Annotated in this window: 15 protein-coding genes; 13 read left to right on the top strand and 2 right to left on the bottom strand. The window is 43.1% G+C overall.

The genetic code is table 11. The annotated features are described in order from the left end of the window. The first annotated feature begins 273 nt into the window (after positions 1 to 273). Positions 274 to 1566 carry an adenylosuccinate synthase gene (locus tag ACVRYP_RS08945; protein ID WP_447468376.1) on the top strand — a complete coding sequence of 431 codons (1293 nt, stop codon included), beginning with the start codon at positions 274 to 276 and terminating at the stop codon, positions 1564 to 1566. A 115-nt stretch (positions 1567 to 1681) separates the two neighbouring features. Here the strand turns inward: ACVRYP_RS08945 and ACVRYP_RS08940 are convergent, their stop codons facing one another. Beyond that, positions 1682 to 3058: an NAD-dependent succinate-semialdehyde dehydrogenase gene (locus ACVRYP_RS08940; RefSeq protein WP_447468375.1), complete on the bottom strand. Its 1377-nt coding sequence runs from the start codon at positions 3056 to 3058 to the stop codon at positions 1682 to 1684. Between the two features lie 269 nt (positions 3059 to 3327). On the opposite strand from ACVRYP_RS08940, the gene ACVRYP_RS08935 reads away from it, so the two are divergent. The 11 genes from ACVRYP_RS08935 to ACVRYP_RS08885 all read left to right on the top strand — a co-directional run bounded on the left by ACVRYP_RS08935 (position 3328) and on the right by ACVRYP_RS08885 (position 11107). Continuing rightward, on the top strand, positions 3328 to 3756 hold the full coding sequence (locus ACVRYP_RS08935) for a hypothetical protein (protein ID WP_447468374.1): 429 nt from the start codon (positions 3328 to 3330) through the stop codon (positions 3754 to 3756). A 91-nt stretch (positions 3757 to 3847) separates the two neighbouring features. Continuing rightward, positions 3848 to 4903: an MmcQ/YjbR family DNA-binding protein gene (locus ACVRYP_RS08930; RefSeq protein ID WP_447468373.1), complete on the top strand. Its 1056-nt coding sequence runs from the start codon at positions 3848 to 3850 to the stop codon at positions 4901 to 4903. A 26-nt stretch (positions 4904 to 4929) separates the two neighbouring features. Further along, on the top strand, positions 4930 to 5469 hold the full coding sequence (gene rsmD / locus ACVRYP_RS08925; RefSeq protein WP_447468372.1) for a 16S rRNA (guanine(966)-N(2))-methyltransferase RsmD: 540 nt from the start codon (positions 4930 to 4932) through the stop codon (positions 5467 to 5469). Between the two features lie 13 nt (positions 5470 to 5482). Beyond that, positions 5483 to 5776, top strand: a complete 294-nt coding sequence (locus tag ACVRYP_RS08920) for a hypothetical protein (protein ID WP_447468371.1) — start codon at positions 5483 to 5485, stop codon at positions 5774 to 5776. A gap of 8 nt (positions 5777 to 5784) precedes the next feature. Beyond that, positions 5785 to 6054 carry a hypothetical protein gene (locus ACVRYP_RS08915; protein WP_447468370.1) on the top strand — a complete coding sequence of 90 codons (270 nt, stop codon included), beginning with the start codon at positions 5785 to 5787 and terminating at the stop codon, positions 6052 to 6054. A gap of 26 nt (positions 6055 to 6080) precedes the next feature. Beyond that, positions 6081 to 6575, top strand: a complete 495-nt coding sequence (gene coaD, locus ACVRYP_RS08910; RefSeq protein ID WP_447468369.1) for a pantetheine-phosphate adenylyltransferase — start codon at positions 6081 to 6083, stop codon at positions 6573 to 6575. A gap of 19 nt (positions 6576 to 6594) precedes the next feature. Continuing rightward, the gene (locus ACVRYP_RS08905) at positions 6595 to 7611 is read left to right on the top strand and encodes a SepM family pheromone-processing serine protease (protein ID WP_447468379.1); all 1017 of its coding nucleotides are present in this window, start codon (positions 6595 to 6597) and stop codon (positions 7609 to 7611) included. Between the two features lie 250 nt (positions 7612 to 7861). Next, on the top strand, positions 7862 to 8281 hold the full coding sequence (gene ndk / locus ACVRYP_RS08900; RefSeq protein ID WP_447468368.1) for a nucleoside-diphosphate kinase: 420 nt from the start codon (positions 7862 to 7864) through the stop codon (positions 8279 to 8281). A 452-nt stretch (positions 8282 to 8733) separates the two neighbouring features. After that, positions 8734 to 9435 (top strand): YutD family protein, encoded by a 702-nt coding sequence (locus tag ACVRYP_RS08895; RefSeq protein ID WP_447468367.1) that lies wholly within the window; start codon positions 8734 to 8736, stop codon positions 9433 to 9435. A gap of 74 nt (positions 9436 to 9509) precedes the next feature. Next, entirely contained in the window at positions 9510 to 10589 is a 1080-nt protein-coding gene (gene rlmN / locus ACVRYP_RS08890) for a dual-specificity RNA methyltransferase RlmN (protein ID WP_447468366.1), read from the top strand. After that, a complete protein-coding gene (locus ACVRYP_RS08885; RefSeq protein ID WP_447468365.1) occupies positions 10589 to 11107 on the top strand; it encodes a VanZ family protein in 519 nt (172 codons plus the stop codon). The genes rlmN and ACVRYP_RS08885 overlap by 1 nt, the downstream gene beginning before the upstream one ends. A gap of 7 nt (positions 11108 to 11114) precedes the next feature. Here the strand turns inward: ACVRYP_RS08885 and ACVRYP_RS08880 are convergent, their stop codons facing one another. Next, entirely contained in the window at positions 11115 to 11768 is a 654-nt protein-coding gene (locus tag ACVRYP_RS08880) for a prepilin peptidase (RefSeq protein ID WP_447468364.1), read from the bottom strand. A gap of 121 nt (positions 11769 to 11889) precedes the next feature. Here ACVRYP_RS08880 and ACVRYP_RS08875 point away from each other — a divergent pair, with 121 nt between their 5' ends. Further along, on the top strand, positions 11890 to 12393 hold the full coding sequence (locus ACVRYP_RS08875) for a Dps family protein (protein ID WP_447468363.1): 504 nt from the start codon (positions 11890 to 11892) through the stop codon (positions 12391 to 12393). Positions 12394 to 12494 lie beyond the last annotated feature (101 nt).

Genomic DNA, 12494 nt, shown 5'->3' with positions numbered 1-12494 from the left:
CAGCCTTAATGGTCTGGTATTTTCTTGTTTCTGTCATGGTTAAGTCTATCCTTTGCATGATACTAGAATAACAGATGGGACATTTTTACCTTCGACCTAACTAGGACATTATCACTTTCGAATGATAGAATAACCGAACTTTACCCTGTCAAATCTTGAAAAAGCAGCTTAAATTCTGTATAATAAAACGGTATGAGCAAAACTCGCAGGTGAGATTCCTGCCATGTTTGATCGAGAAAGGACGGAAGTAGCTCAGCTATTTCCAAGAGAGATATGACATCAGTTGTTGTTGTGGGTACCCAGTGGGGTGATGAAGGTAAGGGTAAGATTACGGATTTCCTATCTGCCAATGCCGAGGTGATTGCGCGGTATCAAGGGGGTGACAATGCCGGCCATACCATCGTTATCGATGGCTTTAAATACAAGTTGCACTTGATTCCGTCAGGGATTTTCTTCCCCGAAAAAATCTCGGTTATCGGAAACGGGATGGTGGTTAACCCTAAATCCCTCGTCAAAGAATTGGCTTACTTGCATGAAAATGGCGTGACAACGGATAACCTCAGAATTTCAGACCGTGCCCATGTCATCTTGCCTTACCACATCAAGTTGGACCAGTTGCAAGAAGACGCTAAAGGCGACAACAAGATCGGGACAACCATCAAGGGAATTGGTCCAGCCTATATGGACAAGGCGGCGCGTGTTGGGATTCGTATCGCAGATCTCTTGGACCGTGAGATCTTTGCGGAGCGCCTCAAGATTAACCTAGCGGACAAAAACCGCCAGTTTACAAAACTCTACGACTCTGATGAAATCAGCTTTGATGAGATTTTTGAAGAATACTATGACTACGGTCAGCAAATTAAGCAATACGTTACGGATACCTCTGTTATCCTTAACGACGCCCTTGATCAAGGCAAGCGAGTCCTCTTTGAAGGGGCACAAGGGGTCATGTTGGATATCGACCAAGGAACTTATCCTTTTGTAACCTCCTCTAACCCGGTAGCTGGTGGGGTGACCATCGGTTCTGGTGTCGGTCCAAGCAAGATCGACAAGGTAGTGGGTGTCTGCAAGGCCTATACCAGCCGTGTTGGTGATGGGCCATTCCCTACGGAACTCTTCGATGAAGTGGGCGACCGTATCCGTGAAGTCGGCAAAGAATACGGGACAACCACTGGTCGTCCCCGTCGTGTCGGCTGGTTTGACTCCGTTGTCATGCGCCATAGCCGCCGTGTTTCAGGGATTACTAACCTCTGCCTAAACTCGATTGACGTTCTGTCAGGCCTTGATACAGTGAAGATTTGTGTGGCCTATGATCTTGACGGTGAGCGTATCGATTACTATCCAGCAAGTCTTGAAACCCTCAAACGTTGTAAGCCAATCTACGAAGAAATGCCAGGTTGGTCTGAAGATATCACAGGTGCTCGTAGCTTGGATGATCTGCCAGAAAATGCCCGCAACTATGTGCGTCGCGTCAGTGAGTTGACCGGTATCCGCATCTCGACTTTCTCCGTTGGACCAGGTCGTGAGCAGACCAATATCCTTGAGTCTGTTTGGTCTAGTAAATAAGACTGGCTCAAGATAATGGCTATTAGCCATGGGCTTCACTATATTGTAAATTAGCAATATGACATCATCAAAAAAGCCTTCTGACATCCTAATTGTCAGAAGGCTTTTGGTGTGTTTAGGCTTTTTTAGGTGTAAACACCAAGTGTTCATTGATAAAGGTATCAAATCCGAGTTGGCTAAGTTCACGTCCATAGCCTGAATTCTTAATACCACCAAACGGGAGTTCAGGTAGGGATGCCCAACCAGAATTGATGAAGGACATACCGGTTTCAATCTGGGCAGCAACACGCGCAGCATGGTCTGGATCGCTTGAAAAGACTGTTCCACCAAGGCCATAACTTGAATCATTGGCAAGGGCAATAGCCTCTTCTTCAGTGTCGACTTTGTAGACAGACGCAACCGGACCAAAGATTTCTTGATTAAAGATTGGGTTATCTTTGGTGATGTCTGTCAGAATGGTTGGCATAACAAAGTTACCAGGATGGTCGATCGGCTCATTGCCATAGACCAGACGAGCACCATTATCAAGAGCTAGGGTAATCTGTTCAAGGACTTCTTCCTTAGCACCTGCTGAAGAGAGCGGTGCTAGTGTCGTATCAGCCTCCATTGGGTCTCCCCATTTAGCAGCCTTAAAGCCTTCGGTTAATAGCTCTAGGAAAGCATCATAATGCTCAGCCATGACAATAAAGCGTTTTGATGAGGTACAGACTTGTCCAGCATTGTAGAGGCGAACATCTGGAATCACTGCCTTAAGGTCCTCCCAATCCGCATCATCGAGAATGATAAACGCATCATTTCCACCAAGCTCAAGAGAGGATTTTTTCAGGTTTTTACCAGCTTCAGCAGCGATAGAGGCCCCACCGCGTTCCGAACCGGTCAAGCAGACACCCGAAACACGTGGGTCTGCAATGACCTTGGAGATTTGATCGTAATCCGCAAAAAGATTTTTATAAGCACCTTCAACAATTCCAGCTTCAGCCACAAGGTCCTCAAAAGCCTGAGCAGACCCTGGACAGATTGAAGCGTGTTTTAAAACCATGGGATTACCAATCATAAAGTTTGGCGCAAAGACCCGCATGATTTGATAAAATGGGAAGTTCCAAGGCTCTACTGCTAAGATGACCCCTGTTGCCTGTTTCAGATAGTAGGCTTCACCAGCATCTGTTTCCAGTGGAACGGGTTTCAGGAATTCCTCAGCCTTATCAGCATAATAATCAGCGATAGAGGCACAAAGTTCAACCTCGCCTTGGGCTTCTGAGAAAAGTTTGCCCATATCTTTGGTCATGACTTCAGCATACTTGTCTCGGTCACGCCGAAGAATGTCGGCAACCTTATGGAGTTGTTCTTTTCGCTCTTGGAGCTTATCCTCCTGGCGCCAGGTTTTGTATAACTGGTGGCCTGTTTCAAGGGCTTTGTCAATATCTGCATCAGAGCAGTTGTCGTAAGTCTTCAAGACTTCGTTTGTGTAAGGGTAAATGATTTGGTAGGCCATAAATAATCCTCCTTTTCTCTATTTCTAATAGTGTACCACGATTTGGTAAGCGTTTTCAAGAAAAAGGTACGAATAGTTAGAAAAATCAATCAATACTAAAAAAAATTTAAAACTAAAAATGGAAAAGTTAAGGAATAAGTTTGAAAAATTACTGAAAATAGAGGTAGGAGTAAAAGCAAACGACCAGAAAGCAAGTTGACGTTTTCTGCCTTGACAAACAGACCAGTACAGTGATAGACTTATATCAAAAAGTAAAGAGGGAGATTGAAGTGACTATCAAAAAATCATCGCTTACCCCAATCTTACAGTTTATATTCAGTGCCTTTATTTTAATTGTAAGCAGTAGTCTTTACCTAAAAACCTACCAAGAAGCGATTGAAGTTCGTAGACAAGCAGAAGCAATTAAAGCAGTGGAGGTGGAAGCAGAAACGTCACAACCTCAAAAAGAAGAGAAAGAGGAGACAGCCAGTGAGCCGGTAGTAGAGGAAGTGGCACCTGTTCCTGTCGAGCAAGTCCAAGAGGTTGCCCCTGTCTATGTCCAGGAAACGCCTGTTGTCGATTATGTGGCGCCAATCCCAGCAGTCGAGGAAGTCGTGATTGCTGAAAGCCCGGTTGTTCTTGAACCCGTTCAGGAAGAGCTAGCTGTTGCAGTCGTTGCTGAAGAAACGCTTGAAACAGAGGCCATTCCTGCTGAATAAGGGATGTCAGTTCAGCATCAATTATAGCAACAAAAAGAAGCCATCACTCTGCGGGTGACGGCTTCTTTTTTCACAAGAGAGGAGTCAATGGATGTCTTTTGAAGCACCATTTTTTGAGAAAAAACAGGTTGACTGGACACGGTTATCTGCCTTTGGCTTTATCAAAGAAGGAGAAAACTGGGCGTATCGGGAAACATTTTTGGAAAATAGTTTTGAAGCTTACATCCGTGTCTTAGCAGATGGAGAAGTTGTAGGCGAAATTATTGATCTTGATTTAGGAGAACCCTACCTCGCCTATCAGGTGGTAAGTCCTGTCGGGGCTTTCGTTAATCAGGTGAGGGATTGTTATGCTCAGATTTTAGAAAAGATAGCCCAAGCATGTTTTACAGACCACCTGTTTCGTTCAGACCAAGCCAATCGTCTAGCTGAAGGGTTAATAAGAACTTATGGAGACCGTCCTGATCATCCCTTTCAGCGCATTCCGGATGCAGTTGTTTTTCGCAACCCAGCCAATCAGAAATGGTATGCTCTTTCCATGTCCGTAACACGCGACAAGGTTGACCGTGGAAAATCAGGGCGATCAGAACTGGTCGATATTCTAAACATCAAGATAGATGAAAGGGTCTTGCCCTATCTTCTCAATCAGGAAGGGCTCTATCCGAGTTATCACATGAATAAAAAGAGTTGGATAACGATTATATTAGATAATACGGTCTCTGATGAAACCATTCTTAGCTTGGTAGCCAATAGTCGTCAACTGGTATCGCCAAAAGGCTATCAAGCTGATGATGGTGAACCAGATTATTGGATCATTCCAGCTAACCTAAAATTATATGATATTGGCCTTGATTTTGCAGCGAACAAAGAACAAATTTGGCCACAAAAAGGTAAAATTAAGACTGGAGATATCATGGGAATATACATTACAGCCCCGACACGTGCCATGCGTTACCTCTGCCAGATCACGGATACGTTTCAGGAAAATGGAAAAGATTGGATGACAGTTACCTTGTTAAGAACTTTGGCTGACACAGACTTCCCCATTGAACGATTACGTGAGTTGGGTGTGACAACTGTTCGAGGGCCAAGGCGGATGACACCTGATTTAGTGACAGCTGTGAAAGCTCTTTTGGCAGATGTCAAATAAGATAGGATTGTGCTATAATAAAGGTTATGAGAATTGTATCTGGTTTATACGGTGGTAGGCCTCTAAAAACCTTGGATGGCAAGACCACTCGCCCGACTTCAGACAAGGTTAGAGGGGCTATTTTTAACATGATAGGACCTTATTTTGACGGTGGCCGCACGTTGGACTTGTATGCTGGCAGTGGGGGCTTAGGGATTGAGGCGGTTTCTCGCGGCATGTCAGAAGCTGTCTTAGTGGATAAGGACCGCCGAGCGCAGTCTATTATTTCAGAAAATATTCAAATGACCAAGGAAGCCTGGAAATTTGACTTGCTCAAAATGGACGATCGACAGGCTTTAAAACATTTATCAGGAAAATTTGATCTGGTATTTCTGGATCCTCCCTATGCCCAGGAGCAAATTGTTAACATGGTGTCCATGTTAGACCACCAAGATTTGCTCAGTCCAGATGTTATGGTGGTTTGTGAGACAGATAAAGGGGTTAATTTACCTGATGAAATTGGCTCTTTAGGGATATGGAAACAAAAAGTTTATGGGATATCAAAAATAACGGTTTATATTCATTGATGAGGTATGAGTTATGGCCAAGGTATGGATTTACGTGTTGATTGGTTGTGTCATCGTATTGCTGATCTATCTTTTATGGCGTTTGAATCGCTTGGAAAATCTTGTTCGTCACTACAAGCTCAAAAATCAAGAGGGTGTAGGTGCTTGGACAAGGACTCGTAACCCGCTCTTTTTAGTCCTAGCTTTTTTTCAAGGGATATATTGTTTAGTGGATTGGATTAATACGGGGCTTGACGCTAGTGACATCTATCGTTTCTTGCTCTTAGTTGGATTGCCACTGTACCTTTATTTTAGAGATGATGTTTAGGAGATATGATGACTGAATTTATGGATATCTTAACTTGGGTATTGGTCGCCTTTGCCTACCTTATGTTGATGTTTTTAGTGAGAGGACAGCTAGCAGGGCGCCTTGACAAACCCAAGTGGAAGCCCGTTCTTTGGTTTTTTGTTTTCATACTGGTTCTTTTAGGAGGAGAGATTCTTTTAGAAGGATTTGGTCAAAGGCCAGTTGGTCGCTTTCTTCTTATTTTAGCAGGTGCGTATTTTTCTGCTAGTCATACCGCTATCAAAGAAAATGCCAACTAGACATCCAGATTAGGAGATAGTAAAACATGTCACAAAAAATTGGATTATTTACAGGATCCTTTGATCCCATGACTCTTGGTCATTTAGATCTTATCGAGCGAGCTAGTCAGCTCTTTGACGAATTGATTGTTGGGATTTTTTATAATCCTCATAAACAGGGACTACTTCCACTGGAACACCGTTTAGACGGGCTCGAAAAAGCCTTATCTCATTTGGATAATGTTCGGGTGCTGACCTCGGAAAATCAACTGGTTGTTGAGGTTGCGAGAAGAGAAGGCGTGACGCATTTGGTCCGTGGCCTTAGAAATGCGTCGGATTTAGAATATGAGGCTAGTTTTGATTTCTATAATCGAAACCTTGCTCCAGAAATCGAGACGGTTTATCTCTTAGCCAAGCCTGAATATAAGTATGTCAGCTCAAGTGGCGTTCGCGAATTAATCACATTTAAGGCTGATTTTACAGCTTATGTCCCTGATAGAATTGCAATAGAATTGGAGAAGTATCTTGAAGAAAAACAATAGTCGCCTAAAAGAGCGCAACCTGCTGATTAGTTTAGTTTTGTTATTGGTAGCATTGCTTGCGGCCTTTATCATTCCCATCCCCTATTATATTGAAGCTCCAGGCGGTGCTCAAGATGTCAGAACAGTCTTGACAGTAGATGGTGAAACGGATACGCAAGACGGCTCCTATAATTTCACTTACATCACGATGATGCCAGCCACAGTTGCCAGTTTGGTCTATGCTTGGGTAACGCCCTTTACCGATGTGCATTCGCAAGATGAAGTGACTGGAGGCGCCAGTACAGAGGACTTTACTCGCATTAATAATTTCTATATGGAAACCTCGCAAAACATGGCAGAGTATCAAGCCTTGACCTTGGCAGGGGAAGAGATTTCTATGGATTACTTGGGTGTCTATGTCTTGCAGATTATGGAAGATTCAACCTTTCAAGGAATCCTTCACATTGCTGACACCGTAACAAAGGTCAATGGGCAATCCTTTGAATCATCACAAGACCTGATTGATTATGTTTCTAAACAGGAGTTGGGGGATGATGTGGAAGTGACCTTCCAATCCAATGGCCAAACCTTGACCGAAAAAGGCCAAATCATCAAGTTAGACAATGGGAAAAATGGGATTGGTATAGGCTTGACCGACCATACTCAAGTCGCTAGTTCGCACGATGTCGCCTTTAGTACAGCGGGTATCGGAGGCCCTTCTGCAGGACTGATGTTTACCTTGAGCATATACACTCAAGTTGCAGACCCTGATTTGCGGTCAGGGCGTCATATTGCTGGTTCTGGAACCATTGAAAAAGAGGGAACAGTTGGCGACATTGGTGGAATTGACAAGAAAGTTGTTTCAGCAGCCAATAGCGGTGCAGAAATCTTTTTTGCCCCAGACAATCCGGTAGATGAAGAAATCCTAAAGACAGATCCATCCGCTAAAAATAACTACCAAACAGCCCTGGAAGCAGCGAAAAAAATAGACACAGACATGGTTATCGTTCCTGTCAAAACAGTTCAAGATGCCATTGATTATTTGGAGAAAGGTTAGCTAGACTGGCGAACTGTCGAAGACTTTTAAGACTACCAATAAACGAATAGTCGGTTGCCATCTTCTACAGCTATTGTTTATAGGATTGACACAAAATGAGAGAGTAGGAAGAACTTGATTAAAAAAGTTCTTCCTACTTTTTTTGATACCCTTATGAACTGATAGTAGCCTGTTAATTCTTTCTGGAAAAACTTCTGAAACATCAAAAATATGGTAAAATGAAGTTAACACAAGAAACGGAGGTAGTCGCATGCAAGAAACATTGTTTATCATTAAACCAGATGGTGTTAGACGTGGTCTCGTTGGTGAAGTGCTAAGGCGAATTGAGCGTCGAGGCTTTCAATTGACCCGGATGGAGTTACGCCAAGCCAACAAAGAAATCTTAGCCAAGCACTATGCGGACTTATTAGAAAAACCATTTTACCATCAGATTGAAACCTACATGCTTGAAGGGCCTATAGTAGTTGGCACGTTTTATGGGTCTGATGCCGTTAAAACATGGCGCAAAACGATGGGAGTAACCAACCCGGCTGAGGCTGAGTTGGGAACGATTCGAGCTGATTTTGCGCAAGGTCCAGATTCAAATGGCGATATGCGCAACATGGTCCATGGATCTGACTCTGTCGAATCTGCCCAGAGAGAAATTGCTATTTGGTTTGGCGAAGACTGATTTGACGAGGAACTGTCTTGCAGAAATTCTTTATAGTAATGTCTCTTGGGGAACTAGTTCAAAATAGGTCTCTTCCTATGTTTTGAGTATTTTATCTGAACCAGCCTATCCTAAAATAACAAGCTGGGTAGGCTGGTTCCCTTTTTGGCTTCTTTCTTGCTTGAAAATTCCCTTTATGTCCCCACGATTGGTTAAAATAAGGTATAATAAAGGTATTTAAAAAGAACTAAACTAATCAGAAAAGGATTAGGATAATGCAGCGCTATAGGATGATGAGATTAAAAAAATCTTGACGAGTTAATTGGCAGTTTAGGAGATGGTGCAGAAACAGCTTCGGCATCACGCAACCGTTTGAGAGCAACAGTTACCGTTCTAAGCCTAGGACGGCTATAGTTGTTCAAGCTTTTTTATGAACTAGCATAGGATGATCCTAATTGCGAGAAAGGAACTGTATGAAACGCGAAATTACGCCGGAAATGTACAATTATAATAAATACCCAGGACCTAAATTTGAACGCCTCATGGACCAAGTTCGGTCAGAAGAGATAGCCTTAACCTTGGTTGATAATTATAAGGAAGCTTTTGATCTAAGGGCTTTTGAACAACGCTTCACAGCCTATATGCTTAAATTTGATTACATTGTCGGTGATTGGGGCAATGAACAACTTCGATTAAAAGGGTTTTACAAAGACGAAAACACAGAAGAGATAGCCTTAAAAATAAGTCGTTTGGAAGATTATTTATTAGAGTTTTGTAATTACGGGTGTGCCTATTTTGTGTTAGAAAATCCCAATCCGCAAGAGCCAGAGATAGAGGCAGAGGAAATGCGTTCGTCAAGGCAACAGGAAAGGGGTCGTCGTCGCAGACGTCGCCCAAGACAAAATCAGAATCAAGAAAGAAACGTTGACAATCAAACTCAACAGGCATCGAAACGCTCAGAACCTCGTTATCATAGTAAATCTTCGGATAAAGTGCCTGAACAGGCAGCAGAAAAGCCAAAGCGGAATCGCAAACGCAATAACCGTTCCAAAACAGAAAAACGGCATTTTGGTATCAAAGATAATAAGCTCTCAAGTCCTCAAACTGAGCCTTCTCCAGTAGTCAAAAAAGAAGTGATTTCTGGAAAACGCGACTTTATCATCCGTCAAAAATAGCCTAGTATACGGATAAAAATAAAGACCAACGCTCAAACGCTCATAGGGTAAACACTATAAAAAGGAAAGATAAGATGACCCCATCACTATATGGATTGACGAGGCTCCAATTGAAAGATTGGGTCTTAGAACAAGGAGAAAAGGCCTTTCGGGCAGAGCAAATCTGGGATTGGCTCTATAACAAGCGCGTGCAAAGTTTTGAGGAGATGACCAACCTCTCCAAAAGTTTGTTAGCAAAATTATCTGAACACTTCGTTCTCAATCCTCTCCAACAACGTATTGTTCAAGAGTCTGCCGACGGCACTGTCAAGTATCTGTTTGAACTACCAGATGGTATGCTGATTGAGACTGTTTTGATGCGTCAGCATTATGGTTTGTCCGTCTGTGTGACCACTCAAGTTGGCTGCAATATCGGCTGTACCTTCTGTGCTTCTGGCTTGATTAAAAAGCAACGTGATTTGACAGCAGGTGAGATTGTCGCGCAAATAATGTTGGTCCAGAGGTACTTTGACGAACGTGGTCAGGGTGAGCGAGTCAGCCACGTGGTTGTTATGGGGATTGGAGAGCCTTTTGATAACTATCACAATGTCCTCAATTTCCTCAGAACCATTAATGATGATAAGGGGCTGGCTATCGGTGCTCGTCATATCACCGTCTCAACCTCTGGCTTGGCCCACAAGATTCGTGAGTTTGCGAACGAAGGGATTCAGGTCAATCTGGCGGTCTCGCTTCACGCGCCAAATAATGACTTGCGTAGTTCGATTATGAGGATCAACCGCAATTTCCCGCTGGATAAACTCTTTGCAGCTATCGAATATTACATTGAAACAACGAATCGCCGAGTGACTTTTGAGTATATTATGCTCAACGAGGTCAATGACGGAGTTGAACAGGCTCAGGAATTAGCAGATTTGACGAGAAACATCCGCAAGTTGTCCTATGTCAATCTCATTCCCTATAATCCTGTCAGCGAACATATCCAGTATCAGCGTTCGACACCAGAGCGTGTCACTGCTTTTTACGATGTTCTCAAGAAAAACGGCGTCAATTGTGTAGTCCGTCAAGAGCATGGCACGGATATTGACGCAGCTTGTGGCCAACTGCGGTCGAACACCATGAAGCGGGATGCTGCAAAAATCAAGGAGCAGGCCTGATGACACGCTTTTTCAAGCCTGACTTTGAGCTAACCCATAAAGGAGAAGAAATAGTACGTTGGCTAACCAGTATCTATGGTTTTTTGGTCGCCTTGATGTGCTTTTTACCTCAGGATGTGTTTCCTGAGGTAAAAGAAGTCTCAACGCCTGGCATTATGCAGATAGGCAGGCTCTATATCTTACCTATCCCTTTCAACAGTTTTGTGAATGCCAATCAGGTGGAGAGTCCGCTGGATTATTTCTGGATTCTCCTCCAAAATGCGGCCAATGTTTTCCTGCTTTTCCCCCTGGTTTTGGGGCTTCTTTTTCTCTTTCCAAAATGGCGGAGCTGGCAGAAAGCCCTCCTCTACAGCTTTTACATTAGTTTAAGCATCGAGTGTACTCAGCTGTTACTTGACCTCTTGATTGATGCTAAGCGTGTTTTTGAAATCGATGACCTCGGGACCAATGCTCTAGGTGGCTTATTGGCTTATGGTGTGTACGAGGGATTGAAAAAAGCATACAAGACTGTTTTCTAAAAACCTCTCACCAGACCCTCACGAGCATCAAAAGCGTATAGGCAATACCCAGAAAGGGAACAAACGGGATACTGCCTTTCGTTTTTCGAACCGCATAATAGGCGATGCCTAGGAGACTTGCTATCTGGAGGAGCCAGAGGAGTTCTTGGACAGAAAAAACGAGGCTAATGCTGGCTAGGACGAGGAAGTCACCTGCTCCCATCGGGATGTAGCCCAACTGGGCTAAGCCGGCCAAAAAGAAACAGATAACGGTAGCCATTTGCCAAGGAGCAAGCAAGCTCGTTAATATAAAGAAACTTAGCCAGACCATCAGTGGATAGGTCTGGTTTTTGCTGTCATAGATGGTAAGAACCAGCAGAGCATAAGAGACAATTAATTCACCCCAGCTCAGCTGACCTAGACAGGTTAATAAGAAAAGAGAACCGCAAGTAATTTCTAAAAGCCAATACCAAGACGAAAACGCTTGCTGGCAGAAACGACAGCGAAAGCAATTAGCTAGCTGTGAGAAGATAGGAATCAAATCACGGTAGGCTAGTTTGCGTTGACACTGATCACAATGACTGCTAGGACTTATAATAGATTGGTCAGGGAAGCGTGTAATCACAAGCCCAAAAAAGGATCCGAGACTCGCTCCTATGAAAAAAAGTAAAAAATATCTCATAATTCTTTATTCGTAATTGATCTAAAATTGTGCAACTTTTCTAATTTAATCACTAATCTTTGCAGAGCTTTTTTTAAAGCGTTATAATAAAAGTAACAATAGAAAAGAGAAGGAGACCATTATGACAAACACAAAACCATCTGTTGTAGCACTTAACAAGGCTGATGTCCTTCAAACGACAAAAGCTGTTTTAAATCAGTCTGTCGCAGATCTATCCAAAGCTCATAGCATTCTCCATCAAATCCATTGGTATATGCGTGGCCAAGGTTTCTTGGTCTACCATCCTAAAATGGATGACTATATGGAAGAATTGGACGGATACTTGGACGAACTAAGCGAACGCTTGATTACGCTTGGTGGGGCACCATTTTCAACCCTTAAAGAGTTTGATGAACAGTCTCAATTGGTTGAAGTCAAAGGAGATTTTAGTCTTTCAATGACAGACCATTTGGCACGTGTCGTAGAAGTCTTCCGTTACTTGGCGGATCACTTCCAAATTGCTCTTGATGTGACTGATAAAGAGGGCGACGATGTCACTAATGACATCTATGTAGGTGCTAAAGCTAGCCTAGAAAAACACATTTGGATGCTTCAGGCTGAACTTGGGAACGCACCGAAATTATAATGGGAACATGTCATTCAGTGACTTTCATAGATCTTATAGGAGCTAGACAATTCTCTAAAAGAATTGTCTAGCTTTTTTGGTGTTAATGGAGCTGTGGAATA

Source organism: Streptococcus rifensis (genome assembly GCF_053203525.1).
Note: the sequence above shows the minus strand (reverse complement) of the source record. Positions and strands in the feature narration are given on the sequence as shown.

Bases quoted from the DNA above. Each gene is read 5' to 3' on its own strand.
- coaD (WP_447468369.1), top strand. From the start codon at position 6,081: ATGTCACAAAAAATTGGATTATTTACAGGATCCTTTGATCCCATGACT.
- ACVRYP_RS08930 (WP_447468373.1), top strand. From the start codon at position 3,848: ATGTCTTTTGAAGCACCATTTTTTGAGAAAAAACAGGTTGACTGGACA.
- rlmN (WP_447468366.1), top strand. From the start codon at position 9,510: ATGACCCCATCACTATATGGATTGACGAGGCTCCAATTGAAAGATTGG.
- ACVRYP_RS08875 (WP_447468363.1), top strand. From the start codon at position 11,890: ATGACAAACACAAAACCATCTGTTGTAGCACTTAACAAGGCTGATGTC.
- ACVRYP_RS08885 (WP_447468365.1), top strand. From the start codon at position 10,589: ATGACACGCTTTTTCAAGCCTGACTTTGAGCTAACCCATAAAGGAGAA.
- ACVRYP_RS08895 (WP_447468367.1), top strand. From the start codon at position 8,734: ATGAAACGCGAAATTACGCCGGAAATGTACAATTATAATAAATACCCA.
- ACVRYP_RS08940 (WP_447468375.1), bottom strand. From the start codon at position 3,058: ATGGCCTACCAAATCATTTACCCTTACACAAACGAAGTCTTGAAGACT.
- ACVRYP_RS08920 (WP_447468371.1), top strand. From the start codon at position 5,483: ATGGCCAAGGTATGGATTTACGTGTTGATTGGTTGTGTCATCGTATTG.
- ACVRYP_RS08880 (WP_447468364.1), bottom strand. From the start codon at position 11,768: ATGAGATATTTTTTACTTTTTTTCATAGGAGCGAGTCTCGGATCCTTT.
- ACVRYP_RS08915 (WP_447468370.1), top strand. From the start codon at position 5,785: ATGACTGAATTTATGGATATCTTAACTTGGGTATTGGTCGCCTTTGCC.
- rsmD (WP_447468372.1), top strand. From the start codon at position 4,930: ATGAGAATTGTATCTGGTTTATACGGTGGTAGGCCTCTAAAAACCTTG.
- ndk (WP_447468368.1), top strand. From the start codon at position 7,862: ATGCAAGAAACATTGTTTATCATTAAACCAGATGGTGTTAGACGTGGT.
- ACVRYP_RS08945 (WP_447468376.1), top strand. From the start codon at position 274: ATGACATCAGTTGTTGTTGTGGGTACCCAGTGGGGTGATGAAGGTAAG.